At 75.3% G+C, this 23,525-nt stretch carries 22 protein-coding genes and 2 pseudogenes; 13 read left to right on the forward strand and 11 right to left on the reverse strand.

From position 1 onward, the window contains the following. Positions 1 to 70: 70 nt before the first annotated feature. Positions 71 to 1,060: a right-handed parallel beta-helix repeat-containing protein gene (locus ACFY0X_RS14760; protein ID WP_387753862.1), complete on the reverse strand. Its 990-nt coding sequence runs from the start codon at positions 1,058 to 1,060 to the stop codon at positions 71 to 73. Between the two features lie 163 nt (positions 1,061 to 1,223). On the opposite strand from ACFY0X_RS14760, the gene ACFY0X_RS14765 reads away from it, so the two are divergent. Beyond that, positions 1,224 to 1,640: a DUF3592 domain-containing protein gene (locus tag ACFY0X_RS14765; RefSeq protein ID WP_387753864.1), complete on the forward strand. Its 417-nt coding sequence runs from the start codon at positions 1,224 to 1,226 to the stop codon at positions 1,638 to 1,640. Between the two features lie 84 nt (positions 1,641 to 1,724). Here ACFY0X_RS14765 and ACFY0X_RS14770 read toward each other — a convergent pair whose 3' ends face one another. Both ACFY0X_RS14770 and ACFY0X_RS14775 read right to left on the reverse strand, forming a co-directional pair. Then, entirely contained in the window at positions 1,725 to 2,645 is a 921-nt protein-coding gene (locus tag ACFY0X_RS14770; RefSeq protein ID WP_387753866.1) for a Clp protease N-terminal domain-containing protein, read from the reverse strand. 207 nt (positions 2,646 to 2,852) lie between these two features. Further along, entirely contained in the window at positions 2,853 to 3,455 is a 603-nt protein-coding gene (locus tag ACFY0X_RS14775; RefSeq protein WP_387753868.1) for a GNAT family N-acetyltransferase, read from the reverse strand. A 326-nt stretch (positions 3,456 to 3,781) separates the two neighbouring features. Here ACFY0X_RS14775 and ACFY0X_RS14780 point away from each other — a divergent pair, with 326 nt between their 5' ends. Beyond that, on the forward strand, positions 3,782 to 4,150 hold the full coding sequence (locus ACFY0X_RS14780) for an RNHCP domain-containing protein (RefSeq protein ID WP_387753870.1): 369 nt from the start codon (positions 3,782 to 3,784) through the stop codon (positions 4,148 to 4,150). Between the two features lie 31 nt (positions 4,151 to 4,181). Then, entirely contained in the window at positions 4,182 to 4,610 is a 429-nt protein-coding gene (locus tag ACFY0X_RS14785; protein ID WP_387753872.1) for an RNHCP domain-containing protein, read from the forward strand. 304 nt (positions 4,611 to 4,914) lie between these two features. Here ACFY0X_RS14785 and ACFY0X_RS14790 read toward each other — a convergent pair whose 3' ends face one another. After that, a complete protein-coding gene (locus tag ACFY0X_RS14790; RefSeq protein ID WP_387753875.1) occupies positions 4,915 to 5,523 on the reverse strand; it encodes a universal stress protein in 609 nt (202 codons plus the stop codon). A gap of 272 nt (positions 5,524 to 5,795) precedes the next feature. On the opposite strand from ACFY0X_RS14790, the gene ACFY0X_RS14795 reads away from it, so the two are divergent. The 5 genes from ACFY0X_RS14795 to ACFY0X_RS14815 all read left to right on the forward strand — a co-directional run bounded on the left by ACFY0X_RS14795 (position 5,796) and on the right by ACFY0X_RS14815 (position 11,093). After that, positions 5,796 to 7,586: an oleate hydratase gene (locus tag ACFY0X_RS14795; protein WP_387753878.1), complete on the forward strand. Its 1,791-nt coding sequence runs from the start codon at positions 5,796 to 5,798 to the stop codon at positions 7,584 to 7,586. A gap of 75 nt (positions 7,587 to 7,661) precedes the next feature. Continuing rightward, a complete protein-coding gene (locus tag ACFY0X_RS14800; protein WP_387753880.1) occupies positions 7,662 to 8,009 on the forward strand; it encodes a GntR family transcriptional regulator in 348 nt (115 codons plus the stop codon). Next, positions 8,006 to 9,016 (forward strand): DUF1648 domain-containing protein, encoded by a 1,011-nt coding sequence (locus ACFY0X_RS14805; RefSeq protein WP_387753882.1) that lies wholly within the window; start codon positions 8,006 to 8,008, stop codon positions 9,014 to 9,016. Before ACFY0X_RS14800 ends, ACFY0X_RS14805 begins: the two co-directional genes overlap by 4 nt. 373 nt (positions 9,017 to 9,389) lie before the next feature. Further along, the gene (locus ACFY0X_RS14810; protein WP_387753884.1) at positions 9,390 to 10,139 is read left to right on the forward strand and encodes a hypothetical protein; all 750 of its coding nucleotides are present in this window, start codon (positions 9,390 to 9,392) and stop codon (positions 10,137 to 10,139) included. Positions 10,140 to 10,253: 114 nt separating this feature from the next. Then, positions 10,254 to 11,093: an SAM-dependent methyltransferase gene (locus ACFY0X_RS14815; RefSeq protein WP_387753886.1), complete on the forward strand. Its 840-nt coding sequence runs from the start codon at positions 10,254 to 10,256 to the stop codon at positions 11,091 to 11,093. 99 nt (positions 11,094 to 11,192) lie between these two features. Here the strand turns inward: ACFY0X_RS14815 and ACFY0X_RS14820 are convergent. Further along, positions 11,193 to 11,282: pseudogene (locus ACFY0X_RS14820) on the reverse strand (DNA-binding response regulator); the annotation flags it as partial. Here ACFY0X_RS14820 and ACFY0X_RS14825 point away from each other — a divergent pair. Then, the gene (locus ACFY0X_RS14825; protein ID WP_387754089.1) at positions 11,239 to 11,553 is read left to right on the forward strand and encodes a hypothetical protein; all 315 of its coding nucleotides are present in this window, start codon (positions 11,239 to 11,241) and stop codon (positions 11,551 to 11,553) included. The pseudogene ACFY0X_RS14820 and the gene ACFY0X_RS14825 overlap by 44 nt on opposite strands. Before the next feature lie 13 nt (positions 11,554 to 11,566). Here the strand turns inward: ACFY0X_RS14825 and ACFY0X_RS14830 are convergent, their stop codons facing one another. Both ACFY0X_RS14830 and ACFY0X_RS14835 read right to left on the reverse strand, forming a co-directional pair. Beyond that, a complete protein-coding gene (locus ACFY0X_RS14830) occupies positions 11,567 to 12,208 on the reverse strand; it encodes a maleylpyruvate isomerase N-terminal domain-containing protein (RefSeq protein WP_387753888.1) in 642 nt (213 codons plus the stop codon). After that, positions 12,205 to 13,710: an MFS transporter gene (locus ACFY0X_RS14835; protein WP_387753890.1), complete on the reverse strand. Its 1,506-nt coding sequence runs from the start codon at positions 13,708 to 13,710 to the stop codon at positions 12,205 to 12,207. Before ACFY0X_RS14835 ends, ACFY0X_RS14830 begins: the two co-directional genes overlap by 4 nt. 185 nt (positions 13,711 to 13,895) lie before the next feature. On the opposite strand from ACFY0X_RS14835, the gene ACFY0X_RS14840 reads away from it, so the two are divergent. After that, positions 13,896 to 15,962: an MDR family MFS transporter gene (locus tag ACFY0X_RS14840; RefSeq protein ID WP_387753892.1), complete on the forward strand. Its 2,067-nt coding sequence runs from the start codon at positions 13,896 to 13,898 to the stop codon at positions 15,960 to 15,962. A gap of 364 nt (positions 15,963 to 16,326) precedes the next feature. Here ACFY0X_RS14840 and ACFY0X_RS14845 read toward each other — a convergent pair whose 3' ends face one another. Both ACFY0X_RS14845 and ACFY0X_RS14850 read right to left on the reverse strand, forming a co-directional pair. Further along, the gene (locus ACFY0X_RS14845; protein WP_387753894.1) at positions 16,327 to 17,574 is read right to left on the reverse strand and encodes an MFS transporter; all 1,248 of its coding nucleotides are present in this window, start codon (positions 17,572 to 17,574) and stop codon (positions 16,327 to 16,329) included. Positions 17,575 to 17,659: 85 nt separating this feature from the next. After that, positions 17,660 to 18,328 (reverse strand): GntR family transcriptional regulator, encoded by a 669-nt coding sequence (locus ACFY0X_RS14850; protein ID WP_387753896.1) that lies wholly within the window; start codon positions 18,326 to 18,328, stop codon positions 17,660 to 17,662. 104 nt (positions 18,329 to 18,432) lie between these two features. On the opposite strand from ACFY0X_RS14850, the pseudogene ACFY0X_RS14855 reads away from it, so the two are divergent. The 3 genes and pseudogenes from ACFY0X_RS14855 to ACFY0X_RS14865 form a co-directional block, all read left to right on the forward strand. Next, a pseudogene (locus ACFY0X_RS14855) lies at positions 18,433 to 18,972 on the forward strand (hypothetical protein); the annotation flags it as partial. Between the two features lie 97 nt (positions 18,973 to 19,069). Further along, a complete protein-coding gene (locus ACFY0X_RS14860) occupies positions 19,070 to 19,921 on the forward strand; it encodes a diaminopimelate decarboxylase family protein (protein WP_387753898.1) in 852 nt (283 codons plus the stop codon). Positions 19,922 to 19,987: 66 nt separating this feature from the next. Continuing rightward, the gene (locus tag ACFY0X_RS14865; RefSeq protein WP_387753900.1) at positions 19,988 to 20,911 is read left to right on the forward strand and encodes a LysR family transcriptional regulator; all 924 of its coding nucleotides are present in this window, start codon (positions 19,988 to 19,990) and stop codon (positions 20,909 to 20,911) included. Between the two features lie 25 nt (positions 20,912 to 20,936). Here ACFY0X_RS14865 and ACFY0X_RS14870 read toward each other — a convergent pair whose 3' ends face one another. Continuing rightward, the gene (locus ACFY0X_RS14870; RefSeq protein WP_387753902.1) at positions 20,937 to 21,878 is read right to left on the reverse strand and encodes a serine hydrolase; all 942 of its coding nucleotides are present in this window, start codon (positions 21,876 to 21,878) and stop codon (positions 20,937 to 20,939) included. Then, positions 21,875 to 23,521, reverse strand: a complete 1,647-nt coding sequence (locus ACFY0X_RS14875) for an amidohydrolase family protein (RefSeq protein WP_387753904.1) — start codon at positions 23,519 to 23,521, stop codon at positions 21,875 to 21,877. The genes ACFY0X_RS14870 and ACFY0X_RS14875 overlap by 4 nt, the downstream gene beginning before the upstream one ends. Between the last annotated feature and the right edge of the window lie 4 nt (positions 23,522 to 23,525).

The following is a 23,525-nucleotide window of genomic DNA, read 5'->3' on the forward strand; positions in this document are numbered from 1 at the left end:
GCTCGACGCGCTGTAGCCGGCGGGCCGCGGTCCGCGGTCCGCCGGAGGTGCTCGGCGCGCCGTCGCGGGCTCAGCCCACCGGGACGCCGGGGTTCACCAGGCCCCGGCCCCCGGTGACGGTGTTGCCCGCACCGATGGTGACCTTGCACCTCGCCGCGTCGTAGTCGGTCACGTCGATCGCGTACCGGTCCGGGCCGGTGGCGCCCGTGAGGTCGGAGCGGTTGCCCCGGAAGACGGTGCCGCAGCCCCAGCCGGGCTGGACGCTGTGGGTCTGGTAGCCGTCATCGGTGGTGCGGCGGCCGGTGTTGTTCTCGATGACGTAGTCGTTGCCCTTCACGTCGACCCAGGAGTCGTCGTAGTTGCGCCCGGTGAGGCCGTCGCCGTCGAAGGTGTTGCCGGAGACCAGGCCGCCGGTGGTGCCCTCCTTGAGGTCGACGTTCTCGCCGCCGATGTTCGGGCCGAAGGTGTTGCCGGTGATCCGCACGTGGTCGCTGTGGTCGGAGAGGGTGTTGGCGGTGCCGACGTAGACGCCCTCGCCCTTGCCGTCCCGGCTCAGGCCGGTGTCGTGGACGCGCGAGTCGCGCAGCGTGCCGTACGCGCTGGAGTTGCGGAAGTGCACGCCCTCCATGGTGGTGTGGTGGACCGTCACGCCGTCCAGCACCACGTGGTTCGCGGCGTCGGCCATGATGCCCTTCTGGGCGCCGGTGACGGTCAGCCCCTGGACGGTCCAGTAGCTCGCGCCGTCGAGGTGCAGGCCGTAGCCGCCGCCGGTGGGGGTGGTGAGGACGGCGTTCGCGGAGCCGACGAGGGTGATCCGGGCGGTGGCGGTACCGGCGACGGTGGCCTTGAAGTTGCCGGAGTAGGTGCCGTCGGCGAGTTGGATGGTCCGGCCGGGCACGGCGGCCGCGAGGGCGCTCCGGAGCTGTTCGGCGGTGCTGACCCTGACCACCGCCGCCGGCGTGGCGGCGTCGGCGGCCACGGCCGCGGGGGCGGCGCCGCCGAGGGCGAGGACGGCGAGCGCGGCGAGGACGGCGGGGGCGGCGGCGGGGCGCTTGGTCACGGACGGTGCTCCTTGCGGTGGTCGGGGCCGGCCGGGGCGACGGGGCCGGTGGTGACAGGAACATGCCGTCGCCCAGGGTGGACTGGACCACTCCGGGGCGTCAAGAGCGCCTCGTCCGCGTGATACTGGAGCCCGGGGCGGGTTCGCGGACAGGGAGGCGGCGATGGGCGGTACGGCCGGGTTCGCCGTGGTGGTGTTCGGCGCGCTGGGCGGCGTGGTCGCCTACCTCGCCGGGGCGGTCGGCCTGCGCGACCTGCGGCGGCTGCGCCGGGTCGGCGTCCCGGTCCGGGCGCTGGTGCGCGAGCGCGCCCTCGCCCCGGAGGACCGCACCCTGCCGCCGCGGCCGCTGCTCCAGTTCGAGACCGCGGACGGCCGGGTGGTCGAGGTCTTCTCCCCCGTCCCCTCCACCACCCGCCACCCGCTGCCGGACGGCGGCTTCGTCCCGGTCCGCTACGACCCGGCGGACCCTCGGCAGGTGCTGGTGGACGGGCGGGAGCGCGCGGGGCTGGAGTACGGGTTCCTCGCGCTCGGGGTGCTGGCGGTGCTCGGCGCGATCGCGCTCGGCGCCGCGGTGCTCTGAGCGGCCGCGCCGGTCGCCACGGCGAGCGGGCCGTCGGCGACGGTGACGTGGATCGCCCCTGCGGTCCGCCCCCGCGGCAGCTCCTCAGCCCCGCAGTGCTTCGACCAGGCGCCGGGCCCGGGTGTCCTCCTCCAGCAGCGCCCGGACCAACCGATCACCGCCCGCGCCCTCGGCCTCGGCCAGGTAGGCCTCGACCGCGCGCGGGTCGGCGGGCAGCGTCACAACGCCGGAGCCGAGCGCGGCGTGCGCCCGGGCGTAGTCGAGGCCGAGCCCGGCGAGCAGCTCGCCGGCGTCCAGCTCCTCCGCCAACCCCGGTTCGTGGCGGGCCACTTCGCGCACCGCCAGCAGGGCCAGCAGGACGTGCTCGGTGCCGGGCGTACGGCGCCCGAGGCGCTCGGCCTGGGCGTCGGCCTCCAGCCGGATCCAGGCCGCCGGACCGGACGGGCCCGACCGCAGCAGGCGCTTCCAGCGCGGGGCCCGCCGGGTGCGGCGGGCCAGCAGCGCCTCCCGGGTGGGTCGCAGCAGCGGGTCCAGTCCGCCGCCCGGCTGCCGGGCGGCGTCCAGCCGGTCCAGGACGGCCTGCGGGGCGACACCGGCCGCGTGCAGCAGTTCGGCGGCGCGGGTCGGCCGGTCGTCCTCGTCGGTGAGCAGGGCGCGCAGCAGCTCGGCGGCGGTACAGGCCGGACGGCCGTCCCGGCCGGCGTGCCCGGTCGCGGCGGCGAGCGCCCGGGCGGCGGCCGCGCTCAGCAGCCGCCCGTCCTCGTCGGTGGTGCCGAGCACCTCCCGGGCGGGGACGGCGGCGGGACCGTCGTCGGCCGTCCAGCGCCCCTCGCGCTCCCGGAGCAGGGCGCGCAGGGTGTCCACGCCCGCCCCGGCGGCGGCGAGGGCGTGGCCGGCGGGGCCCGTCCCCCCGGCCACGGCGAGCAACAGGTGTTCCGTCCCGAGCCGCCCCGCCCCCGGCTCGCCGAGCGCGTGCCAGTCCGGCTCCAGCATGGTCGTCTCCATCGGCCCTCCCACGACTGCGGCTTTACTGGAACCATATGCCCGCTTTTCCTTCTCTTTAGAGTTTCCCGCACACCGGGACCGCGTCCGGGCGGCTCGGACGCGGAACCCGACCGGACCCGGCGGACGGACGCGGAGGAACAGACGCGCTCGGCTCGGCGGTGGTCTTCACCGAGGACGGGTTGCCCGGGGCCGGCGCCGGGGCGCGTCCTACCCTCGGGCCCCGGCCCCGCGCCGCATCACCCAGAGCGCCGGCCCGTCCTCCGGCAGCCGGACCTCCTCCAGCACCTCGAACCCGAAGTGCCGGTAGACCGCGAGGTTCGTCTCCTTGGAGGACTCCAGGTAGACCGGCAGGCCCTCCGCGTCGGCCTTGGCCAGCCCGGAGCGCAGCAGTGCGGCGCCCTGCCCCCGGCCCTGGGCCGCCGGGTCGGTGCCGATGACCGCCAGGTACCAGTGCGGCTCCTGCGGCACGTTGGCGGCGGCCGCGTCGATGGAGCGCCGGAACGGCTCGGCCCGGTCACCGACGAGCGCCGTCAGCTCCCCGAGCGTCTGCGCGTCCGGGACGGCCTTGTCCTGCGCCTGCGGCGGCATCCATAAGGCGGCGGCGTCCGCGGTCCGCTCGCACACCCCGTGCCGGACGTACTGCCGGGTGAACAGTGTGGTGAAGTAACCGTCCAGCCCCGCCGGCCGGGTGGCCGGGTCGGGGAAGAGCCAGCACATCGCCGGGTCGTCGGCGAAGGCGAGGGCCAGGGACCGGCTGACTGACGACGCGTCATCGAGCGTGGCGGCCTGCGGCACGTTGGTCATCTGCATACGGACATCCTGCGTGCCCTTTATCTCCGGCGCGGCGGCGAGGGCCGGTTGACGAGCGGGGCGGACGGGCAGGCTGACGGGCAGGCTGACGAACGGGCCGACGGATAAGTCGTTGGCGCCGGCGCGACCGCCGTGGTTACGCTGACGCCGTTCCGTACCGGTCGACGACCCGGGCCGCGTGCCCGACGAGAGGGTGTCTTGATGTCCCGCCTTGCGCCGAGTGCGCCTCGCCACGCCGCCTGACGGCCCCTGCCTGACGAACCGTCGAGGCCACTCGGCCTGCTCTTGCTGCCATCGCACGAACCCCCCAGCAAGGAGCACCCCGGGTGTCCAGCACCTCCAGCACTCCCCCCGTCCTGAAGACCTCCACCTTCGCCTGCGCCTGGTGCGGTCTGACCGTCTCCACCTACGCCGCCGACGGCACGCGGCGCAACCACTGCCCGTCCTGCCTGCACTCCCGGCACGTCGTCGACCAGGTCGAGGGCGGTCCGAGCGACTGCCACGGCCGGATGTCGCCGATCGCCATCGCCGTGCTGCGCACCGGCGACTGGACGGTCGTCCACCGGTGCGTGCGGTGCGACGAGCTGACGTCCACTCCGGTCTGCACGGACGACAACCAGCTCGTCCTGATGCGGATGGCCGTCCGGCCGCTCGCCCAACCGCCGTTCCCGCTCGAAGCGTTCGGCACCCTCTGAACCGCGCAGGGAGAGGAGGGAGCGGCGAACCATGCCACGACGCAAGAACACCGACGGCGGGGGCCGGCGGGAACGCCGCCCGCAGCGGCACAAGGACGTCCTGCACGAGCAGGGCGGCCACCGGGCGAACGCCTTCCGCTGCGTGGACTGCCGGCTGGACGTCCCGCTGGACGCCCCCGGCACGGCCCATCGCAACCACTGCCCGAACTGCCTGGCCAGCCGTCATGTCGACGGCCGGATACCGGGTGACCGGGCGGCCGGCTGCGGCGGCCGGATGGCGGTGCTGAGCCTGTCGGTCCGTGCCGACGGCGAGTGGATGATCATCCACCAGTGCCTGTCCTGCGGCGAGTTGAGCGCCAACCGGATCGCCGGGGACGACAACGCCCTGGCCCTGGTCCGCCTGGCCCTCAAACCGCTGCGGGACACCACCCTGGCCCACCGCACGCTGCTCACGCTGTAACCGCTCGATCCGACCGGAGCGCGTGGGGTGGTCGCGGCGGCCCCGTCCGAACGGGCGGGGCCGCCATCCGAACCGGCGACCGCCCCGCGCGTCCGGCCACCTGTCCCCACCCGTTCGCCGGGGCTCCGGATACCGGCCGGAGCCCCGGGTGCTCGGTCAGGTCCGTCCGTACGGGCGGACCGTCCACCGGCGGACCGTCCACGGGGGCGTCGCCGCAGCGCGGAGTGCGGCTCAGCGCGGGCTGTCGAAGCGCAGCGGCGACACCCCGGGCCGGCCGAGTGCGTCCGCACCGCGGACCACCGCTCTACCGCTCCGCTGCGAGGAGCCCTGGCAGCGGACCGGCCGGCAGGTGCCGGCGGGCGCGCCGCCGCGCCGACTCCAGCCGGTGCAGGTCGTGCAGCAGCTCGGGCACCGGGACGGTCAGCACCGGGCAGCCCGCCCGCCGGGAGCAGTAGCCGGGCACCGAGCGCCGCAGCCGGCGGTGCAGCGGGCCGCCGCTCCGGCCGAGGACCAGCAGGTCGTCCGGCCGGTCGGCGACGTGCAGCAGGGCCGGGCCGGCCTCGCCGCGGATCACCACCGGGCGCAGCGGGACGCCGGGGTCGGCGCCGCCGAAGGCCGCGTCGAGGGCGTCCCGCAGGCGCTGTTCGGCGGCCTCCCGGACGGCGGCGAGCAGCGGCGGGCAGGGCGAGCGCCGGTAGCCGTGTTCGCCGCCGGGCGGCTCCCAGGCGAGGACCGGCACCAGGTCCGCGCCGCGGCCGCGGGCCTCGGCGAGGCCGCGGTGCAGGGCCGCCAGGCTTCCCAGCGACCCACCGACCCCGACCACCACCCGGGGCGCCGCGCCGTCCGCGTGCCGCTCGCTGCCGCGCCCCCCGTCCCCGCGCCGCCCGTCCGCGTGCCGCCCGTTGCCGTGCATGATCCGTCCTCGTGTGGTCGTGTTCCGCGTCGCTCCCCAGCCAACCGCCGCAGTCGGGCTGACCTGCGCTCCTTGACGACTTCCTGACGTTCCGGGCGGTGTTCCCAACGCCCTCCATACGCGGCCCGCCGGGTGTCCGGCCCGTCCGCGCGTCCCCCGTTCGGCCTACTCAGCAGGCGAAGATCACCAACGGATGGGTGGATGGAGAGGCCCGCCGGGATGCGGCATGCCCGACGGGCGGTTCGATGCCGAACTTTCTAGGGAGCACGGGCTTGTACTACAGCAGCGGCAACTACGAGGCGTTCGCCCGGCCGAGGAAGCCGGAGGGGGCCGACCGCAAGCGGGCGTGGTTCGTCGGGTCGGGGATCGCGGCCCTGGCCGGCGCGGCCTTCCTGGTCCGGGACGGCCAGGTGCCCGGCGAGCGGATCACCGTCCTGGAGCGGCTGAAGCTGGCCGGCGGCGCGCTGGACGGGATCGAGGTGCCCGAGAAGGGCTTTGTGGTCCGCGGCGGGCGCGAGCTGGAGGACCACATGGAGTGCCTGTGGGACCTCTTCCGTTCGGTGCCCTCGCTGGAGGTCGACGGCGCGTCCGTGCTGGACGAGTTCTACTGGCTGAACAAGGACGACCCGAACTTCTCGCTCCAGCGGGTCACCGAGCGCCGCGGCCAGGACGCCCGTACCGACGGCCGGTTCGCGCTCGACGACAAGGCGCAGAAGGACCTGGTCCGGGTCTTCCTCGCCACCCGCGAGGAGCTGGAGGGCAAGCGGATCGACGAGGTCTTCTCGCGGAACTTCCTGGACAGCGGCTTCTGGCTGTACTGGCGCACCATGTTCGCCTTCGAGGAGTGGCACGGCGCGCTGGAGATGAAGCTCTACCTGCACCGCTTCGTCCACCACATCGGCGGCCTGCCGGACCTGTCCGCGCTGAAGTTCACCAAGTACAACCAGTACGAGTCCCTGGTCCTGCCGCTCACCCACTGGCTGATGGACCAGGGCGTGCGGTTCCGCTACGGGGTCGAGGTCACCGACATCGACTTCGACCTCACCCCGGCCACCGCCGGCTCCCCCGCCCGCAAGCAGGCCACCCGGATCCACTGGCGGGAGTCCGGCCGGGAGGGCGGGGTGGACCTCGGCCCGGACGACCTGGTGTTCACCACCATCGGCTCGCTCACCGAGAACTCCGACGACGGCGACCAGCACACCCCGGCCCGGCTGGACGAGGGCCCGGCCCCGGCCTGGGACCTGTGGCGCCGGATCGCCGCCAAGGACCCGGCGTTCGGCCGCCCCGAGGTGTTCTGCGGCAACATCGCCGAGAGCAAGTGGGAGTCGGCGACCGTCACCACCCTGGACGCGCGCATCCCGCACTACATCCGGAAGGTCGCCGGGCGCGACCCGTTCGGCGGCGGCGTGGTCACCGGCGGCATCGTCACCGCCCGGGACTCCTCCTGGCTGCTGAGCTGGACGGTCAACCGCCAGCCGCACTTCAAGAAGCAGCCCGCCGACCAGGTCGTGGCCTGGGTCTACTCGCTGTTCGTCGACCGCCCGGGCGACTTCGTGAAGAAGCCGATGCAGGAGTGCACCGGCGAGGAGATCACCCAGGAGTGGCTGTACCACCTGGGCGTGCCGGTCGAGGAGATCCCCGAGCTGGCCGCGCGGGCCGCCCGCTGCGTGCCGGTGATGATGCCGTACGTGACGTCCTTCTTCCTGCCCCGGCACGCGGGCGACCGGCCGGACGTGGTGCCCGAGGGCGCCGTCAACTTCGCCTTCATCGGCCAGTTCGCGGAGACCACTCGGGACTGCGTCTTCACCACCGAGTACTCGGTGCGCACCGGCATGGAGGCCGTCTACCGGCTGCTCGACGTCGAGCGCGGCGTGCCCGAGGTGTTCAACTCCACCTACGACGTGCGCAAGCTGCTCGCCGCCACCACCCGGCTCCGGGACGGCGCCGAACTCGACCTGCCCGGGCCGGAGTTCCTGCGCAAGCGGCTGCTGCACCGGCTGGAGGCCACCGAGATCGGCGAGCTGATGCAGGAGTTCGGCCTGATCGGGGACGAGCGGGGGTAGCCGCCGCGCGCGGCGGAACGGGCGGGCGCGGGGAGGATGGCTTCAGCGATGAATGGTGCTATCGTCACTAGCACCATGTTGCTGAAGCTGGACATCGGGGACACCCGACCACTGCACGAACAGGTCGCCGGAGCGATCAGACGCGCCGTCGCCGAGGGCGAATGCGCCCCCGGCGACAAACTGCCCCCGGCCCGGGAGCTCTCCCGGGCCCTGGGGGTGAACACCAACACCGTCCTGCGCGGGCTGCGCACGCTGCGCGACGAGGGGGTGCTGGAGTTCCGCCGGGGCCGCGGCATCACGATCGCGACCGGCGCCGACACCCGCTCCGAACTGGTCGAGCGGGTACGGCGGTTGGTCGAGGACGCGGCCCGGGACGGCTATAGCAGGAACGATCTCGTGGACATGATCAGGGGGATGTCGTGACGGACGAGGGAACGACGGAGCCGACGGCGGCGCAGCGGCGGGCACCACGCGGTGCCGTCTGGGCCGCGGCGGCCTGGTCGGTCGGCGTGCTGGCGCTGCTGATCGCCCTGCCGCTGGTGGCACGCCACCGGCTGCCGGACCAGCTGGCCACCCACTGGGACGGGCGCAAGCCGAACGACTCGATGTCGCTGACGGCGGCCACGCTCGTCCCGGCGCTGTTCTGGGCGGTGCTGGTGCTGACCGCGGTGGCCCTGCAGCGCTACCGGGCCGGTCGGCTGCCGGGGGCGGCGGCGGCCACGCTGGCGACCGGCGGGGTGCTGCTGACGGGGGCGCAGGCCTCCATCGTGCACGCCAACCTGGACCGCACCCGCTGGCAGGACGCCGCACCGATGGGCGTCGAGGTGCTCCTCGTCCTGCTGGCCACCGGCCTCGCCGGGCTGCTGGTCTGGCTGGCGAGCCGCCGCTACGGCGGCCGGCCCGATCCGCGCCCGGCGGCCGGGGCGCCGGCGCTGGAGGTGCCGGCGGGCGAGCGGTTCGTCTGGCTGTCCCGGGCGGCCAACCCGTGGCTGCAGCTGGCCGCGGCGGTGTTCGGACTGGCCGCGGCGGCGGGGCTGCTGGCCGTCGTGAGCGGGGTCTCCGAGCTGGACTGGCCGCTGGTGCTGCCGTTCACCGTCGCCTCCCTCGCGTGCCTGGCCTGCTGCTCGGTGCGGGTACGGGTGACCGCCCGCGGCCTGACCGTCGGCTTCGGCCCGTTCGGCTGGCCGGCCCGCCACTGGTCCCCGGCCGACCTCGACTCCGCCCGCGCCGAGGAGCGCACCGCCGCGCAGACGGGCGGCTGGGGCTACCGGATCAACGGGCTCGGCACCACCGTGATGCTGCGCCGGGGTGTCTGCCTGGTGGTCCGCACCCGCCGGGGCACGGACTTCGCGGTCAGCGTGGACGACGCCGAGCGCGGGGCGGCCCTGCTCAACGCGCTGATCGCGCACACCCGGCAGCCCACCGGCTGAGCCGTTTCGGCCGCAAGTGGCGGAGGCGGTCCGGCCGTGGTGGCCGGACCGCCTCCGCCGTCGTCAGGACTCCCCCGCTTCGCGCCGCCGGTCCGCTGGTCCGACCCCCGTTCCCGGAGCGCCGACCCGACCCGCCCGGGGCCGTCGGACCGGTACGGCCCGGGCAGCCGTGGTCGATGGTGACCCTGGTTCTCCGGACGGTCACCGAGGACGTAAACCGCCCGGATCGGTGGTGCTTCGAACGCCGATCCGGGTACACAAGTCGACGGTCGCTCAGGTGTGTGGTGGCGCCCGTCCGCCCCGCCCCGCGCCGTCCCCTCGCGACCGGAGGACCAGCGGGCCCCGCGCCCGTGCGAAAGGCAAGGAGGCGTCCGTGCCCAACGACTCGCGCACGCAGCACTCCCCCGACGTCCGGCACAGCGCCCAGGACGTTCGGACCATCGCGATCCTGCGCCTCGGCGTCGGCCTGATCGGCATCCTGCTGCCGCCGGCCCTGCCGTTCGGCAACTGGCTGGCCGCCCAGGTGATGGGGCGCAGCACCGACGGCTTCTGGCCGGACTCGATGAGCGGCTCGTACTACACCGACACCCGGGACCTCTTCGTCGGCGGGCTGTGCGCCCTCGGGGTGTTCCTGATCTGCTACCGCTTCGACCGCCGGGACGACCGCTGGAGCACGGCCGCCGGGTTCTTCGCGCTCGGGGTCGCGCTGTGCCCGACGACCCCGGACGGCGCGTCCGGCGTCCAGCGCACCATCGGGGTGCTCCACCTGGTCTTCGCCGGCCTGCTGTTCGTCATGCTGGCGCTGTTCTGCCTCTACTCCTTCCGCAATCCCCGCTCCGCCCAGTCGGCCCGGGTGGGCAGGGCCTACCTGGTGGCCGGGGTGGTGATCCTGGCCGCCCTGGCGCTCTCCGTCCTGGCCGGGGCGGCGGGCGTCGGCTCCGACTGGTCGGTGCGGCCGCTCTACCTGTCCGAGTGGCTGGCGACCTGGGCCTTCGGCACCGCCTGGATCGGCGCCGCGCTCGAACTCGCGGCGCACGGCCGGCGCGACGCCGACACCGCCGCGGTGCCCCGCCAGCCGGGCGCCGTCGTGCTCGAACCGAGTTCCCCGGAGGCACCGGCCTGAGACCCCGTCACCCCGCCGTATCCGGCGACCGTTACCATGCGCACCGTGGACCGCCACCACGGCGGCCGGTGACGGGTCGTCCGGGAACGGATGTCCAGGAGCGGGAGAACGAGCATGGCGAACGAGATCCGGACGGAGCACGGTCCGCGCGAGGACTACCCGTCGGTGGACCTGCGGATGGACGTTCCGCACTCCGCCCGGGTCTACGACTACCTCATCGGCGGCAAGACCAACTTCGAGGCGGACCGCACCGCCGCGCACGCCTCGGTGCAGGCCTGGCCGTCGCTGCCGATCTCGATGCGCACCACCCGAGAGTTCATGCAGCGCTCGGTGCGCCGGCTCGCCGAGGAGTTCGGCGTGCGGCAGTTCCTCGACATCGGCACCGGCATCCCGACCTCGCCGAACGTGCACGAGATCGCCCAGGCGGTCGCCCCCGGGGCCCGGGTCGCGTACGTGGACAACGACCCGATCGTGCTGACCCACGCGCGGGCCCTGATGGACAGCTCGCCCGAGGGCCGCACCTGTTACGTGGACGCCGACTTCCGCGACCCGGAGTCGATCATCGCCGACCCCCGGCTGCGCGAGGTGCTCGACCTCTCGCAGCCGGTGGCGCTGTCGCTGATCGCGATCGTCCACTTCGTGCTGGACGAGGACGACCCGCAGGGCATCGTGCGCCGCTTCATGGACGCACTGGCGCCCGGCAGCTTCCTCGCCCTGACGGTCTTCACCGGCGACACCGACCCGGTGGGCGTGGGCGGCGTCGGCCGCGAGTACAACGCGCGCGGCATCCCGCTCCAGATCCGGAACAAGGCCGAGACGGAGGCGTTCTTCGACGGCTACGAGCTGCTCGACCCGGGCGTCACGCTGGTGCACCACTGGCGCCCGGACGCCGACGCCGCGCCCGTCCGCGACCAGGACATCGCGATGTACGCGGGCGTGGCGATCAAGCGCTGAGCGCCGGCGCTTCGCGCTCGACCGCCGAATCGTTTCCGCGGCGGGGTCGTTCCTTCGGCGGAATCGCTCCGCGGCGGGTCGTTTCCGCGGCGGTCCCGGTCAGCCGGACGCCGAGACCGAGACCAGGCCCGCCTCGTACGCCAGGATGACCAGCTGCACCCGGTCCCGGGCGTCGAGCTCGGCCGGCAGCAGGGCGACCCGCTCCGGCCGACGGCCGATCACCCGGCGGGCCGCGCCGGCCCGGAGGGCGACGCTGATCACCGAGCGCTACCGCTGGAGCGCCGACCTGCTGCACGCCCTGCCGCTGCCCGCCTGGCAGCGGCTGGCCCGGACCACCCTGGCGGGTTCGCGCCCGTCCGAGTACCCGGCCACCGTCACCGGCGCCTGGATCACCTTCGCGGTGTGGTCGCCGGCCTCGGTGGCCGTCGCGGCGGTCGCCGTCCACCGCCGGGACCACTGACCCGACCGCGGGCTCAGAACGCCGCGATGCTCCCCGGCGCCCGCTCGGCCCGGCTGAGCGCCCGCAGCACCGCCGCCCGGCCGTGCCGCCGGGCGGCCAGCCGGGTCAACAGGCCGAACACCGACTCGGCGGCGTCCCAGGGGAGTTCCGGGCTCGGCAGCCCGACACTGACCGCCAGGTCGTCGCCGTGGACGGCCAGCTCCATCGTCCGGGTGGCCAGCAGGTCGTCGAGGGTGAGCGACCACGGGCCCCAGAAGGGCAGCCGGACCGGGCGGGTGCCGTCCGCCGCCGCCAGGTCGGCCGCGAGCTCCGGCAGCACGGCGGCGAGCCGGCGGTGCAGGGCGGCCGGGCCGTCCGCCGCGAGGGCCTCGCCGCCCTGCCGGATCCGCACGTTGAGGTCCGCGTCGGGCGGCGCGCCGACCCAGGCCGACCGGGCGTAGTGGTCCAGCAGACCGACCACCGGCTCCGTCGGCACGGCGGCGGCCAGCAGCTCCGGCACGCAGAAGACCTGGTAGGCCAGGTGCCCGGCCAGGCCGCCGACGCTCCACCGCTCCAGCGCGCTCGGCCGCTGCCAGGCCTGCGCCACCTCGGGGCGGCGCAGCAGGTCCTCGGCCGCGCCGGCGGCGGCCAGGAAGTCCGTTCGGGGGTCCGTCACGGCCCGTCCCCTACCCGCGGCCCGGCGGCCCGGAAACTCCCCCGGCCCGACGCCATGTCGGCGACCGCCACCAGCAGCGCCGTCAGCACCAGGCCGGCCGCCACCGTCACCCCCAGCTGGAAGGCCAGCGCCCAGTCCGGCCGGGGGCCGGCGGCGTGGGCGAAGAACACCGAGCCGACGACGGCGATGCCCGCCGCCGAGCCGACCCGCTGCGCGGTCTGCAGCACCCCGCCCGCGCTGCCCGCCCGGGCCACCGGCACCTGCTGGAGGGTCAGCGTCTGGTTCGGGGCGATCACCAGCCCGCTGCCCGCCCCGGCGACCAGCAGCGGCAGCGCCGTCGTCCAGCCCACCCGGGGCCCCGACCACAGCTGCACCGCGAGCGCCGCGGCCAGCAGTCCGGTCAGCACCATCACCAGCCCGGTCACCACCAGCCGCCGCCCCAGCCGGCTGACCAGGCGACCGCCCACCGCCGCGGACACCCCCGATCCCACCGCGAACGGCGTGATCGCCAGGCCCGCCGTCAGCGCCGAGTAGTGCAGGCCCGCCTGGAGGTAGAGCGTGAAGATGAAGAAGATCGCGGTGAACCCGGCGAAGTACACCAGCGACAGCAGCACCCCCGCCGCGTACGGGCGCACCGTGAACAGCGCCATGCTCACCAGCGGTTCGCGCCGCCGCCCGTAGTGCAGTTCCCAGCCGACGAAGGCGGCGAGCAGCACCGCCGCCAGCGGCAGCAGCAGCCAGCGCGTCGCGCCGTGCCACTGCTGCGCCTGGACGAACGGCAGCAGCAGCGCGACCGTCCCGGCGCCGAGCAGCAGCACGCCGACCGGGTCGAAGTCCCGGTGCCCGGCCCGCTGGGCGGCGGGCGGCGGTGCCGGGAGCAGCCGGTAGGCGATCGGCAGGGCCGCGACGCCGATCGGCAGGTTGACCAGGAACACCCAGCGCCAGCCGTCCTGCGGGCCCACCAGGTGGATCAGCAGCCCGCCGAGCAGCGGCCCGACGGCGGTGGACAGCCCGATGGTCGCGCCCAGGGCGCCGAAGGCCCGGCCGCGGTCGGGGCCCTGGAACAGCACCTGGATGAAGCCGGACACCTGCGGCACCAGCACCCCGCCGGCCGCGCCCTGGAACAGCCGGGCCAGCACCAGCCACTCCTGGCTGCGGGCCGCGCCGGCGAGCGCGCTGGCCGCGGTGAACAGGGCGAGCCCGGCGAGGAAGACGGCCCGCCGGCTGCGCGCGTCGCCGAGCCGCCCGGCGGGCACCAGCACCAGGCCGAAGGCCAGCGAGTACCCGGTGATCACCCACTGCAGGCCGCTGTCGGACATGTGCAGCCCGTCCCGCACGGTCGGCAGGGCGACGTTGACGATGCTGACGTCCAGCAGGGTCATGAAGCCGGCGACCAGGCAGACCGCGAGCGCCCGCCAGCGCCGGGCGGCGGCCCGGCCGCCCACGGCGGTGGCGCCGGGGTGCGTCGGGTGCGCGGTGCCGCGCGGGGGGTCGGCGTTCATGGGGGCCTCTTCCCGGGGGCCGGGGCGTCCTGGCCCAGGGGGACCGTAGGCCGGCGTCGTCCGGCCATCGTCGCCCGGCCCACCCGGGGCCGCCACCCGGGCCGCCGACCGGGCCGCGACGGCCCGCTTCACCCGAACGGCCGAACCGGATCGCGACCGCCGTCCGCACCCCGGAGGCTGACGGCATGACCGTCGCCACCGAGACCGCGCCCTCCGCCCCGCCGGTGCTGGACGTCCGGCAGCGGAACGTCGTCTTCGCCACCATCGTGCTCGGCATGCTGCTGGCCGCCCTCGACCAGACCATCGTCGGCACCGCTCTGCCCACCATCGTCTCCGACCTCGGCGGGGCCGCCCACATGTCCTGGGTGGTGACCTCCTACCTGCTGGCCGAGACGGTGGCCACCGTGCTGGCCGGCAAGTTCGGCGACCTGTACGGGCGCAAGCTGCTGTTCCAGGTCTCGGCGATCGTCTTCGTCGGCGGCTCGTTCCTGTGCGGTCTGGCCACCGACATGACCCTGCTGATCGCCTGGCGGGCCGTGCAGGGCCTCGGCGCGGGCGGCCTGATGGTCACCTCCATGGCGCTGATCGCGGACGTCATCCCGCTGCGCGAGCGCGGCAAGTACCAGGGCGCGATCGGCGCGGTGTTCGGCGTGGCCACGGTGGTCGGGCCGCTGCTCGGCGGGCTGTTCACCGACCACCTGTCCTGGCGCTGGGCGTTCTACGTCAACGTGCCGATCGCGGTCGTGGTGGTCGCCGCGGCCGCCCGGACCATCCCCGCGGTCCGCTCGGCGACCCGCCCGGTCGTCGACTACCTGGGCATCGTGCTGGTCGCGGCCGGCGCGGGCGCGCTGATCCTGGCGACCAGTTGGGGCGGCAACCAGTACGCCTGGGGCTCCGGGGTGATCATCGGCCTGTTCACCGGCGGGGCGCTGGCGCTCGGCCTGTTCTGCCGGGTGGAGGCCCGGGCGGCCGAACCGATGCTGCCGATGCGGCTGTTCCGCAACCCGGTGTTCACGGTCTGCTCGGTGCTCAGCTTCATCGTCGGCTTCGCCATGCTCGGCGCGCTGACCTTCCTGCCGACCTTCCTCCAGTACGTGGACGGCGACTCCGCGACCGTCTCCGGCGTCCGGACGCTGCCCATGGTGATCGGTCTGCTGATCGCCTCGATCGGCAGCGGGAACGCCGTCAGCAAGACCGGACGGTACCGGCTGTTCCCGATCGTCGGCACCGCCGTGATGGCCCTCGGCCTCTACCTGCTCTCCCGGCTCGAACCCGGCACCGGAACCGCACTGGCCTCGCTCTACATGTTCGTGCTCGGCGCCGGCATCGGGCTGAGCATGCAGGTGCTCACCATCGCCGTGCAGAACACCGTCGACTACGCCGACCTCGGCACCGCCACCTCCGGCGTGACCTTCTTCCGCACCATCGGCAGCTCCTTCGGCACCGCGGTGTTCGGCACCATCTACGCCAACAGCCTGAAGACCGAGCTCACCGACGGGGTCGGCACCGCCGCCCGGCTCACCGGCGCCGACCCGGCCGTGCTCAGCCGCGCCGCACAGAGCCCCCAGGGCCTGCACCAGCTGCCCGCCGACCAGGCCGCGCCGATCGTCCAGGCCTACTCCGACGCGCTGCACACCGTGTACCTGTGGACCATCCCGGTCGCCGTGGTCGGCTTCGTGGTGGCGCTCTTCCTCAAACAGGTGCAGCTGCGCGACACCGCCCGGGCGGGCTCCACCGACATGGGCGAGGGCTTCGCCCAGCCGACCACCGCCGACTCCGACCCGCACCTGGAGTACTCGGTCTGCAGGATCGTGCGCGGCGTCGATCTCGACACCGTCCGGTCGATCGTCTCCACCGCCGACACCCGGGTGGACCTCGCCGGGGCCTGGGCGCTGATGGAGGTGGCCGGCCACACCAAGGCCGTCGGCCACGCCTCGCTCGACCTCATCGCCGCCCGCAAGCGGGTGCCGCCCGAGGTCCTGGAGCCGGTCTTCACCCGGCTGACCACCGAGGGCTACCTGCTCCGCGACGGCGACCGCCTCTCCCCCACCGAGGCCGGCACCCACGAGGTCCGCGCCCTCGCCCGGGCCTGGTCCGACTGGCTCAACGCCCGCCTCGACGCCGACGCCGGCCGCCCCCGCAGCCCCCGCCTCCGCGCCGCCGCCGACGCCATCGCCTGGCGCCTCCTCGTCGAGGACCTCACCAACGGCCTCCCCGCCCACGCCCGCCCGACGGAGGTGGCGAAGGTCTAGCCGGGTGGTGTCGAGGTCGAGATCGAGGTCGAAGGGCGCCGGGAGGCGGACGGGGGTGCCGAAGGGATGCGGGCCGCTCTCGGCGACGGACTCGTGCGCCCATGACGGCGACATGGGGGTGATGACGCCCTCGATGATCTCGGTGCGGTCGCCCGCCGTTTGCCGGATCGCGTACTTCAGAGCCCTTTCGGGATCGCTGACGATGCTGTAGTCGCCAGGGACCCGGGGCGCTGTACTCACAACGCGTCTCCTTCCCTTCCCGATTGTCTCCCAGACCGTACGGACGGCCGGCCGACCGACCGGGATTGGACGTGTCCCGACCGTCTGTTCTCCGGGCCTGCCCCGCTCGTGCCGGAGTCCGTCGTCAACGGGTGGCTTCGGCCGGGGTGGGGCGGCGGGAGGAGACGGTTATCACGGTGAGGCTGGCGAGGGCGAGGGCCGTCAGCACGCCGAGCATCACGGTGTAGGAGGCCAGCGGGGAGAGCGCCGCGAGCACGGCGGGCAGCAGGAAGCCCGAGTAGCAGAACGCGTAGTAGACGCCGGTGATGCCGGCCAGGTCGTCGGGGGTGACGATGCGCTGGATCTCCAGCAGCCCGGAGACCACCCCGATGCCGTAGGCGGCGCCGAGGAGGACGGCGCCGGCCAGGCCGAGCAGCGGGGAGCGGACCGCGGCGTCGGCGGCGCAGACGGCCATGCCGCAGGCCATCAGCGCCATGGAGACGATGACGCCGCGCGCCGAGGAGAGCGAGTCCAGGCGTTTGGCGAAGGGCTGGACGAGGGCGCCGGTGCCGAGGGTGAGGACGGTCAGCAGGGTCGCGTAGGCGAGCGACCAGTCGCCGAGCCGGTCGCCGACCAGCTGCGGGGTCACCGCGTACGCGACGCCGGCCGAGCCGAACACCCAGGGGGCCATCGGCAGGACCACCCGTACGAAGCGCCGGTGCCCGGCCGCCGGGACCTTGAGGTCGGCCACGAGGCTGCGGACGGCGGCGGAGCGGGCCCGGGTCTCGACGGCCCTCGGGAGCAGGAACAGCGCGGGCAGGGTGACCAGCAGGTGGGCGAGGTACGGGCTGACCATCGGCCAGGGGCCCCACTGGGCGAGCGCCCCGGCCGCCCCCGCACCGAGGCCGAAGCCGACGGTCAGGGCGAGGGAGGCGCGGCGGGCACCGGCGCCGGCGTCGGCGGCCGGGTCGTGCGGAGCCTGGGAGAGCTCCTTGACCCAGCTGGTGCCGACCGCCATCGCGATGCCGACGGCTGTGCCGGTGAGGAACCGCCCGGCGTAGATGGGGAGTTGACCGGCCGTGCCGGCGCACAGCACCCCGCTGGCGGCGAGCGAGGCGGCCACCGCGCCGATCATCAGCGGGCGGCGCCCGTAGCGGTCCGAGGCGGCGCCGCCGACCAGCAGTCCGGGGACCAGCCCGAGGACGTACGCCCCCAGGAAGGCGTCCACGGTGACCTCCGAGTAGCCGCCGAGGTGGCGGTACATCAGCAGCAGCGGGGTGAACTGGTTGCCGCCCCACCCGCAGCAGAGCATGGCCAGGGCCGCGACCAGCCACGGCCGTCCCCGGCCGGACGGTGCGACGGGACCGGCGGACGGTGGCCGGGTGGTGCTCATGGCGGTGCTGCTCCTTGTCGGATGGTCGGTCCCGGCGGTCGGTCGGGGCGTGCGCCCCGCGCGTCCGGCGCGCGAGGAGGCGGGCTCAGCGGTCGGTGACGGCGCGGTGGGCGTCCAGGTGGGTGCGCAGGGCGGCGGTGAAGCCCTCGGCGTCGCGGGCCGCGATCCGCTCGACGAGCACGGTGTGCTCCTCGACCAGCGAGGCCAGCCGCTGCGGCTGCCGCTCCGGCCGCACCTGGAGCAGTTGGACGGCCATCCGGCGCTGGCGGTCGCGCAGCGTCCCGTAGAACCGCTCGGCGAGCTGGTTGCCGGAGGCCGCCACGATGCCCCGGTGGAAGGCCTCGTCGGCGTCGGCGAAGGCGCCGAGGTCGGCCCGGCGGGCGGGCTCGCGCTGCTGGTCGATCAGTTCGGACAGCTGCCGGACCAGCGCGTCGAGGCCGTCGGGGCGGCGGGTGATCCGGCGGACGGCGGTGCTCTCCAGCGCCTCGCGCAGCTCCAGCACGTCCTCGGCCTCGCCGGGGCCGACCGGCACCACGACGGCTCCGCGCTTGGGGAACAGCTGGAGCAGCCCCTCGGCCTGCAGCCGCAGGAAGGCCTCCCGGACCGGCGTGCGGCTGATCGCGGCGCGCTCGGCGATCTCGCCCTCGCTGATCAGCGTGCCGCCGGGGAGGCCGCCGCCGAGGATGAGGTCCTTGGTCAGTTCGTACGCGCGGTCCGCGGCCGGGACGCGGGCGGGGGGCGGGGTGTCGGCCATGGAGCACACCGTAGCACCATAGATGCAAGCTTAGATGCAACGCTCCGCCCCGGCCGCCCAGCAGGGCCGGAGCAACGGTTTCGGTACTGCTCAGCGCCGGAAGAATGCGCTTTCTCAGTCCCTCCGGCAGGGCCGAGGATGGGCCGGGCCACCAGCTCTGTCGGGAGGAAGCCTTGTCCCCTGTGTCGCCGTACCCCGGCCCGCCGTACCCCGGGCCGCTGCACCCCGAGCCACCGGCCCCCGAGTCGCCGCAGTCCGAGTCACCGGCCCTGCCGCCCGTCGATCCGGGCCTGCTGCCGCTCACCGCCGAGTCCCGCCCCGAGGGCCTGTCCGTCGGCGGCGTGCTGCTGGACGAGCTGGCCCGCCGGTACGGCACCCCGCTGTTCGTCTACGACGAGGAGCACCTGCGCCGGCGCTGCCGCGAGGCGGTGGCCGCCTTCGGCCGGGGCAACGTCGCCTACGCCTCCAAGGCCTTCCTTTGCACCGCGATGGCCCGCCTCGCCGCCGAGGAGGGCCTGCTGCTGGACGTCGCCTCCGGCGGCGAGCTGCGCACCGCGCTGTACGCCGGGGTCGACCCGGACCGGATCGTGCTGCACGGCAACAACAAGGACGAGGCCGAGCTGCGCACCGCGCTGACCGTCGGCCTGCGCCACATCGTGGTGGACAGCTTCGACGAGCTGGACCGGATCGAGCGGCTGCACCGGGCCGTAGGGCCTGCCCCCGGCCCGGGTCCGGCTGCGGGTGGCGCCGGGCGTCGCGGCCGGCGCCCACCAGGCCATCCGGACCGGCGGCCACGACTCCAAGTTCGGCTTCGGCCTGGCCGACGGCGCCGCCGCGGCCGCGGTGCGCCGGGCCGAGGCCTCCGCCGCCGTACGGCTGGAGGGCGTCCACGCCCACGTCGGCTCCCAGGTACTGGACCCGGCCGAGCTGGCCGACGGCGCCGCCGCGGTGGCCCGGTTCGCCGTCGAGCACGGACTGCGCCGGCTGACCGTCGGCGGCGGCCTGGGCGTCGCCTACCTGGGCGGGCAGAGCGCCCCCTCCTTCGCCGTCTGGGCCGAGCGGGTCGGCGCGGCGGTGCGCGGCGCCGGCTGGAACGACGCGGTGGGCGTCGAGCCCGGCCGCTCGATCGCCGCCCGGGCCGGGCTGACCCTCTACCGGGTCGGCACCGTCAAGCGGATCGAGGGCGTGCGTACGTATGTCAGCGTCGACGGCGGGATGAGCGACAACCTGCGCCCCGCGCTGTACGGCGCCCGCTACGAGGCCTTCCTGCCGCGCTGCCCCGAGGCTCCCCGGCCGCGGCGCGCCCGGCTGGTCGGCAAGCACTGCGAGAGCGGCGACGTGATCATCGACGACGCCGCGCTCCCCGCCGACCTGCGGGTGGGCGACCTGCTGGCCACCCCGGTGACCGGCGCCTACGGCTACGCCATGGCGTCCAACTACAACAAGCTGCCGCGGCCCGCCGTGGTCTTCGTCCGGGACGGCGAGGCCCGCCCGGTCGTGCGCCGGGAGACCGAGCACGACCTGCTCAGGCTGGACGTGGCCGCCGCCGGCGCCGGGGAGCCGGCGGCCGCGCAGCGGGCGTACGCGTCCTGAGGCCCGCGCGGTGGAGCGGCGTCGCGAACCCCGCCCGGGCCACGACACGGGCCGTAACCTGGGCCGATGCTGAACAGCGCCCGACTGCTCGTCCTCCTGGAGATCGCCCGCCGGGGCACCATCGTGGCCGCGGCGCAGGCGCTGCACCTGAGCCCGTCCGCCATCTCGCACCAACTCGCCCGTCTGGAGCAGGAGCTGGGTGTCGCGCTGGTGGAACGGGCGCCGCAGTCCCTGCGCCTGACGCCCGCCGGGATCCGGCTGGCCGAGCACGCCCAGGCGATCGCCGACCTGATGGCCGTCGCCCAGGACGACCTGCGGGCGCACGCCCAGGGTGCGGCCGGTGTGCTGCGGATCGGCTTCTTCGCCTCCGCGGGGCTGGACCTGCTGCCCCGGGCGCTGGCCTCGTTCGCCGCCGGGAACCCGCGGGTGGAGCTGGAGCTCATCATGGGCCAGCCGCACGAACTGGTCCCGGACCTGGAGGCGGGCCGGCTGGACGCGGCCGTGGTCTTCGAGCACCCGCTGGACCCGTGGTGCCGCCGGGCGGCGGTGGACGTGCGGATGTACTTCGAGGAGCCGCAGCTGGTCGTGGTGCCGCTGCGGCACCGGCTCGGGCGGCGCTCGGTGGTGCGGCTGGCCGAGCTGGAGGGCGAGAGCTGGATCGGCACCCACGGCGGCAGCACCGGCGAGCCGGTGCTCGAACGCGCCTGCGCGGCCGAGGGGTTCCGCCCCCGGGTGCGCTGCCGCAGCGACCACTACCAGGTGACCATCAACCTCGCGCGGGCCGGCATGGGCGTCGCGCTGATCCCGGCGCTCGGCCTGGCCGACAGCGCCGGGGTGCACGTGTGCCGGCTGGACCACCCGCAGCTGCACCGCCGGATCGGGGTGGCCACCCGGGCCACCAACCGCAACCCGGTGCTGCGCGCCTTCCTCGCCGAACTCGGCGCCGCCGCCGGGGAGATCAGGTCGCTGCTCGACATGCGGTGGGCCTGATCCCCCCGGCTCGGCTCCTCCCCGCTCACGGCCCGCCCGACCCGGAACCGGCCGGTCCGAGGGCCCGGTCCGGACCGGCTCCCCGGCGGCGACCGGTCAGGTCCGGGGCGGGCCGCTGCGCCCAGGCCGCGAGGGCCAGGCCGACGTCCCGGATGTCGTGCACGGCGGCCCGTTCGGTGCTCGGCCCGAGCGCCACGTCCCAGTGCGCGACGACGGCGTAGGCCACCCGCCGGGCGCCCACGATGACGCCCGCGTCGGCCCGCACCCCGGTGTCCGTCCCGGTCTTGTTGGCCACCAGCAGGCGGCCGGGCAGCGGCTCGGGGAAGCCGGGCGCGTACGGGTCGTGGTCGATCAGGGCGGGCACCAGGCCGTGGTCGGTGTTGGCGCGCATCCAGCCGAGCAGCCGGGCCGAGGCCGCCGGGGACGCCATGGTGCCCCGGACCGCGAGGGCCACCAGGCGGGCCAGGTCGCGGGCGGTGCCGGTGGCGAAGACCGGCGGGACGTCGGGCCCGCGCTCGTCGCGTACCCGGTCGTGCAGGGTGAGCCGGTCCAGGCCGAGCCCGGCCGCCAGCCGCGCGGTGGCCGGCAGGCCGACCAGCCGCAGCAGCGCGTTGGTGGCGGTGTTGTCGCTGACCGCGGCGGTCAGCCAGGCCAGGTCCTCCACCGTCCAGCCGGGGCGGCTCAGCCGGCCGAGCAGGCCGGTGCCGCCGGTGACGTCCTCGGGGAGGATCTCCACCGGCTGCCCGGCCGTCAGTTCTCCGGTGTCCAGCCGTCGGGCGACCTCGGCCAGCAGCAGCAGCTTGGAGGCGCTGGCGACGGGCAGCACGACGGTGTCGTCCACCCCCACCGCCGCGCCGCCGACCGCTTCGTCCTCCGCAGGGGCGTCCACGTCGACGGCGGCCACCGCGAGGGTCAGCGGGAGCGCCGCCGAGCTGCGCGCGGCGGCGGCGACCTGGGCGAGGCTCATCGGACCCGCACCACCTCTCCGGCCCGGTCGGCGGTCGGCCGGCCGTCGCGCACCGCGACCCGCCCGGCCACCACCACGGTCTCCACGCCCACCGGCGGCAGCAGCGGCTGCTCGAAGGTCGCGCCGTCCAGGACGGCCGCCGGGTCCAGCACCACCAGGTCCGCGACGGCGCCGTCCCGGACCACGCCCCGCCCGGCCAGCCGGAAGCGCTCGGCGGGCAGACCGGTCATCTTGTGCACCGCCGACTCCAGCGACAGCAGCCCGTGCCCGCGCCCGTAGTGGCCGAGCACCCGGGCGAAGCTGCCCGCCCAACGGGGGTGCGGGCGGCCGGGTTTGGGCACCCCGTCCGAGCCGATCATCGACAGCGGGCTGGCCAGCACCCGGCGGACGTCGTCCTCGCGCATCGAGTGGCTGATGATGGTGACCTCGCCCCGCGCCTCCAGCAGCAGGTCGCAGACGTAGTCCACCGGGTCGGTGCCGGCCTCGGCGGCCAGGTCGGCGATCCGGCGGCCCTCGGCCGTGCGGCGGGCCGGGGCGGCGGCCACCGAGATCAGGTCCCAGCCGCCGTTGCCGACGGTGTTCTCCCAGCCCTCGACGCCGTGGGCGATGTCCGCCCGGATCCGGTCCCGCACCTCCCCGCCGCGCAGCCGCTCCAGCAGGGCGGCCGGCCCGCCCTCGCTGGTCCACGGCGGCAGCATCGCGTGCAGCACGGTGCTGCCGGCGGTGTACGGGTAGACGTCGCAGAGCACGTCCACGCCCTCCGCGCGGGCCCGTTCCAGACGCGGCAGGGTGCGCAGGGTGGCGCCCCAGGCGTGCCGCCCGGCGGTCTTGTGGTGGGAGACCTGGAGCGCGGCGCCGGAGCGTGCCGCGATCTCCAGCGCCTCCTCCAGGGCCTTCTCCACCTGGGACATCTCGTCGCGCAGGTGCGTCACGTACGGCTTGCCGTGCCGCGCGGCGACCTTCGCCAGGGCCACGATCTCCTCGGTGCCGGCGTAGACGCCGGGCGGGTAGATCAAACCGGTGGAGAGTCCGGCCGCGCCCTGAGCCAGCGCCCGGTCGAGCAGCCCGCACATGGCGGCCAGCTCCTCGGCGGTGGGCGGGCGGTCCTCGAAGCCCATCACCCCGGCGCGCAGCGTGCCGTGGCCGACCAGCGAGGCGATGTGGTTGCGGCGCAGTTCGGGCCGCTGGCCGGCGGCGAAGGCGTCGAAGTCCTCGGCGGGCAGCACCGGCCCGAGGCCGAAGGAGACCCGCAGGTGCCCGGCCAGTTCGGGCAGCCGCCCGGGCAGCGCGGGGAACAGGCTGATCCCGCAGTTGCCGCTGATCTCGGTGGTGACGCCCTGGAGCAGCGGGGCCAGCCGCAGCTCGTCCAGGGCGCCGTCGTCGAGGTGGCCGCCGCCGAAGCGGGCGGCGAGCGCGTCCGAGTGGGTGTGGACGTCGATGAAGCCGGGGGTGACGACCCGTCCGGTGACGTCCAGGGTCTCGGTCGCGGCCACCGCGGTGCCCGGTGGCAGGACGGTGACCCGGCCCGCGGTGACGGCGAGGTCGGCCGGGCGGGCGGGCGCCCCGGTGCCGTCCACCAGGGCGGCGCCGCGCAGCAGCAGGTCGGCCGGGGTCGTGGCCACGTCCGCTCCCATCAGTCCCATGGCT

It is taken from the genome of Kitasatospora sp. NPDC001547, assembly GCF_042894165.1.
GTDB lineage: Bacteria > Actinomycetota > Actinomycetes > Streptomycetales > Streptomycetaceae > Kitasatospora.

What these genes read in the sequence shown, in the direction of transcription:
- ACFY0X_RS14850 (WP_387753896.1), bottom strand. Translation starts at nt 18,328, where the DNA reads ATGGCCGACACCCCGCCCCCCGCCCGCGTCCCGGCCGCGGACCGCGCG.
- ACFY0X_RS14785 (WP_387753872.1), top strand. Translation starts at nt 4,182, where the DNA reads ATGCCACGACGCAAGAACACCGACGGCGGGGGCCGGCGGGAACGCCGC.
- ACFY0X_RS14835 (WP_387753890.1), bottom strand. Translation starts at nt 13,710, where the DNA reads ATGAACGCCGACCCCCCGCGCGGCACCGCGCACCCGACGCACCCCGGC.
- ACFY0X_RS14865 (WP_387753900.1), top strand. Translation starts at nt 19,988, where the DNA reads ATGCTGAACAGCGCCCGACTGCTCGTCCTCCTGGAGATCGCCCGCCGG.
- ACFY0X_RS14815 (WP_387753886.1), top strand. Translation starts at nt 10,254, where the DNA reads ATGGCGAACGAGATCCGGACGGAGCACGGTCCGCGCGAGGACTACCCG.
- ACFY0X_RS14875 (WP_387753904.1), bottom strand. Translation starts at nt 23,521, where the DNA reads ATGGGACTGATGGGAGCGGACGTGGCCACGACCCCGGCCGACCTGCTG.
- ACFY0X_RS14870 (WP_387753902.1), bottom strand. Translation starts at nt 21,878, where the DNA reads ATGAGCCTCGCCCAGGTCGCCGCCGCCGCGCGCAGCTCGGCGGCGCTC.
- ACFY0X_RS14765 (WP_387753864.1), top strand. Translation starts at nt 1,224, where the DNA reads ATGGGCGGTACGGCCGGGTTCGCCGTGGTGGTGTTCGGCGCGCTGGGC.
- ACFY0X_RS14790 (WP_387753875.1), bottom strand. Translation starts at nt 5,523, where the DNA reads ATGCACGGCAACGGGCGGCACGCGGACGGGCGGCGCGGGGACGGGGGG.
- ACFY0X_RS14845 (WP_387753894.1), bottom strand. Translation starts at nt 17,574, where the DNA reads ATGAGCACCACCCGGCCACCGTCCGCCGGTCCCGTCGCACCGTCCGGC.
- ACFY0X_RS14770 (WP_387753866.1), bottom strand. Translation starts at nt 2,645, where the DNA reads ATGGAGACGACCATGCTGGAGCCGGACTGGCACGCGCTCGGCGAGCCG.
- ACFY0X_RS14775 (WP_387753868.1), bottom strand. Translation starts at nt 3,455, where the DNA reads ATGCAGATGACCAACGTGCCGCAGGCCGCCACGCTCGATGACGCGTCG.
- ACFY0X_RS14825 (WP_387754089.1), top strand. Translation starts at nt 11,239, where the DNA reads ATGACCAGCTGCACCCGGTCCCGGGCGTCGAGCTCGGCCGGCAGCAGG.
- ACFY0X_RS14840 (WP_387753892.1), top strand. Translation starts at nt 13,896, where the DNA reads ATGACCGTCGCCACCGAGACCGCGCCCTCCGCCCCGCCGGTGCTGGAC.
- ACFY0X_RS14800 (WP_387753880.1), top strand. Translation starts at nt 7,662, where the DNA reads ATGTTGCTGAAGCTGGACATCGGGGACACCCGACCACTGCACGAACAG.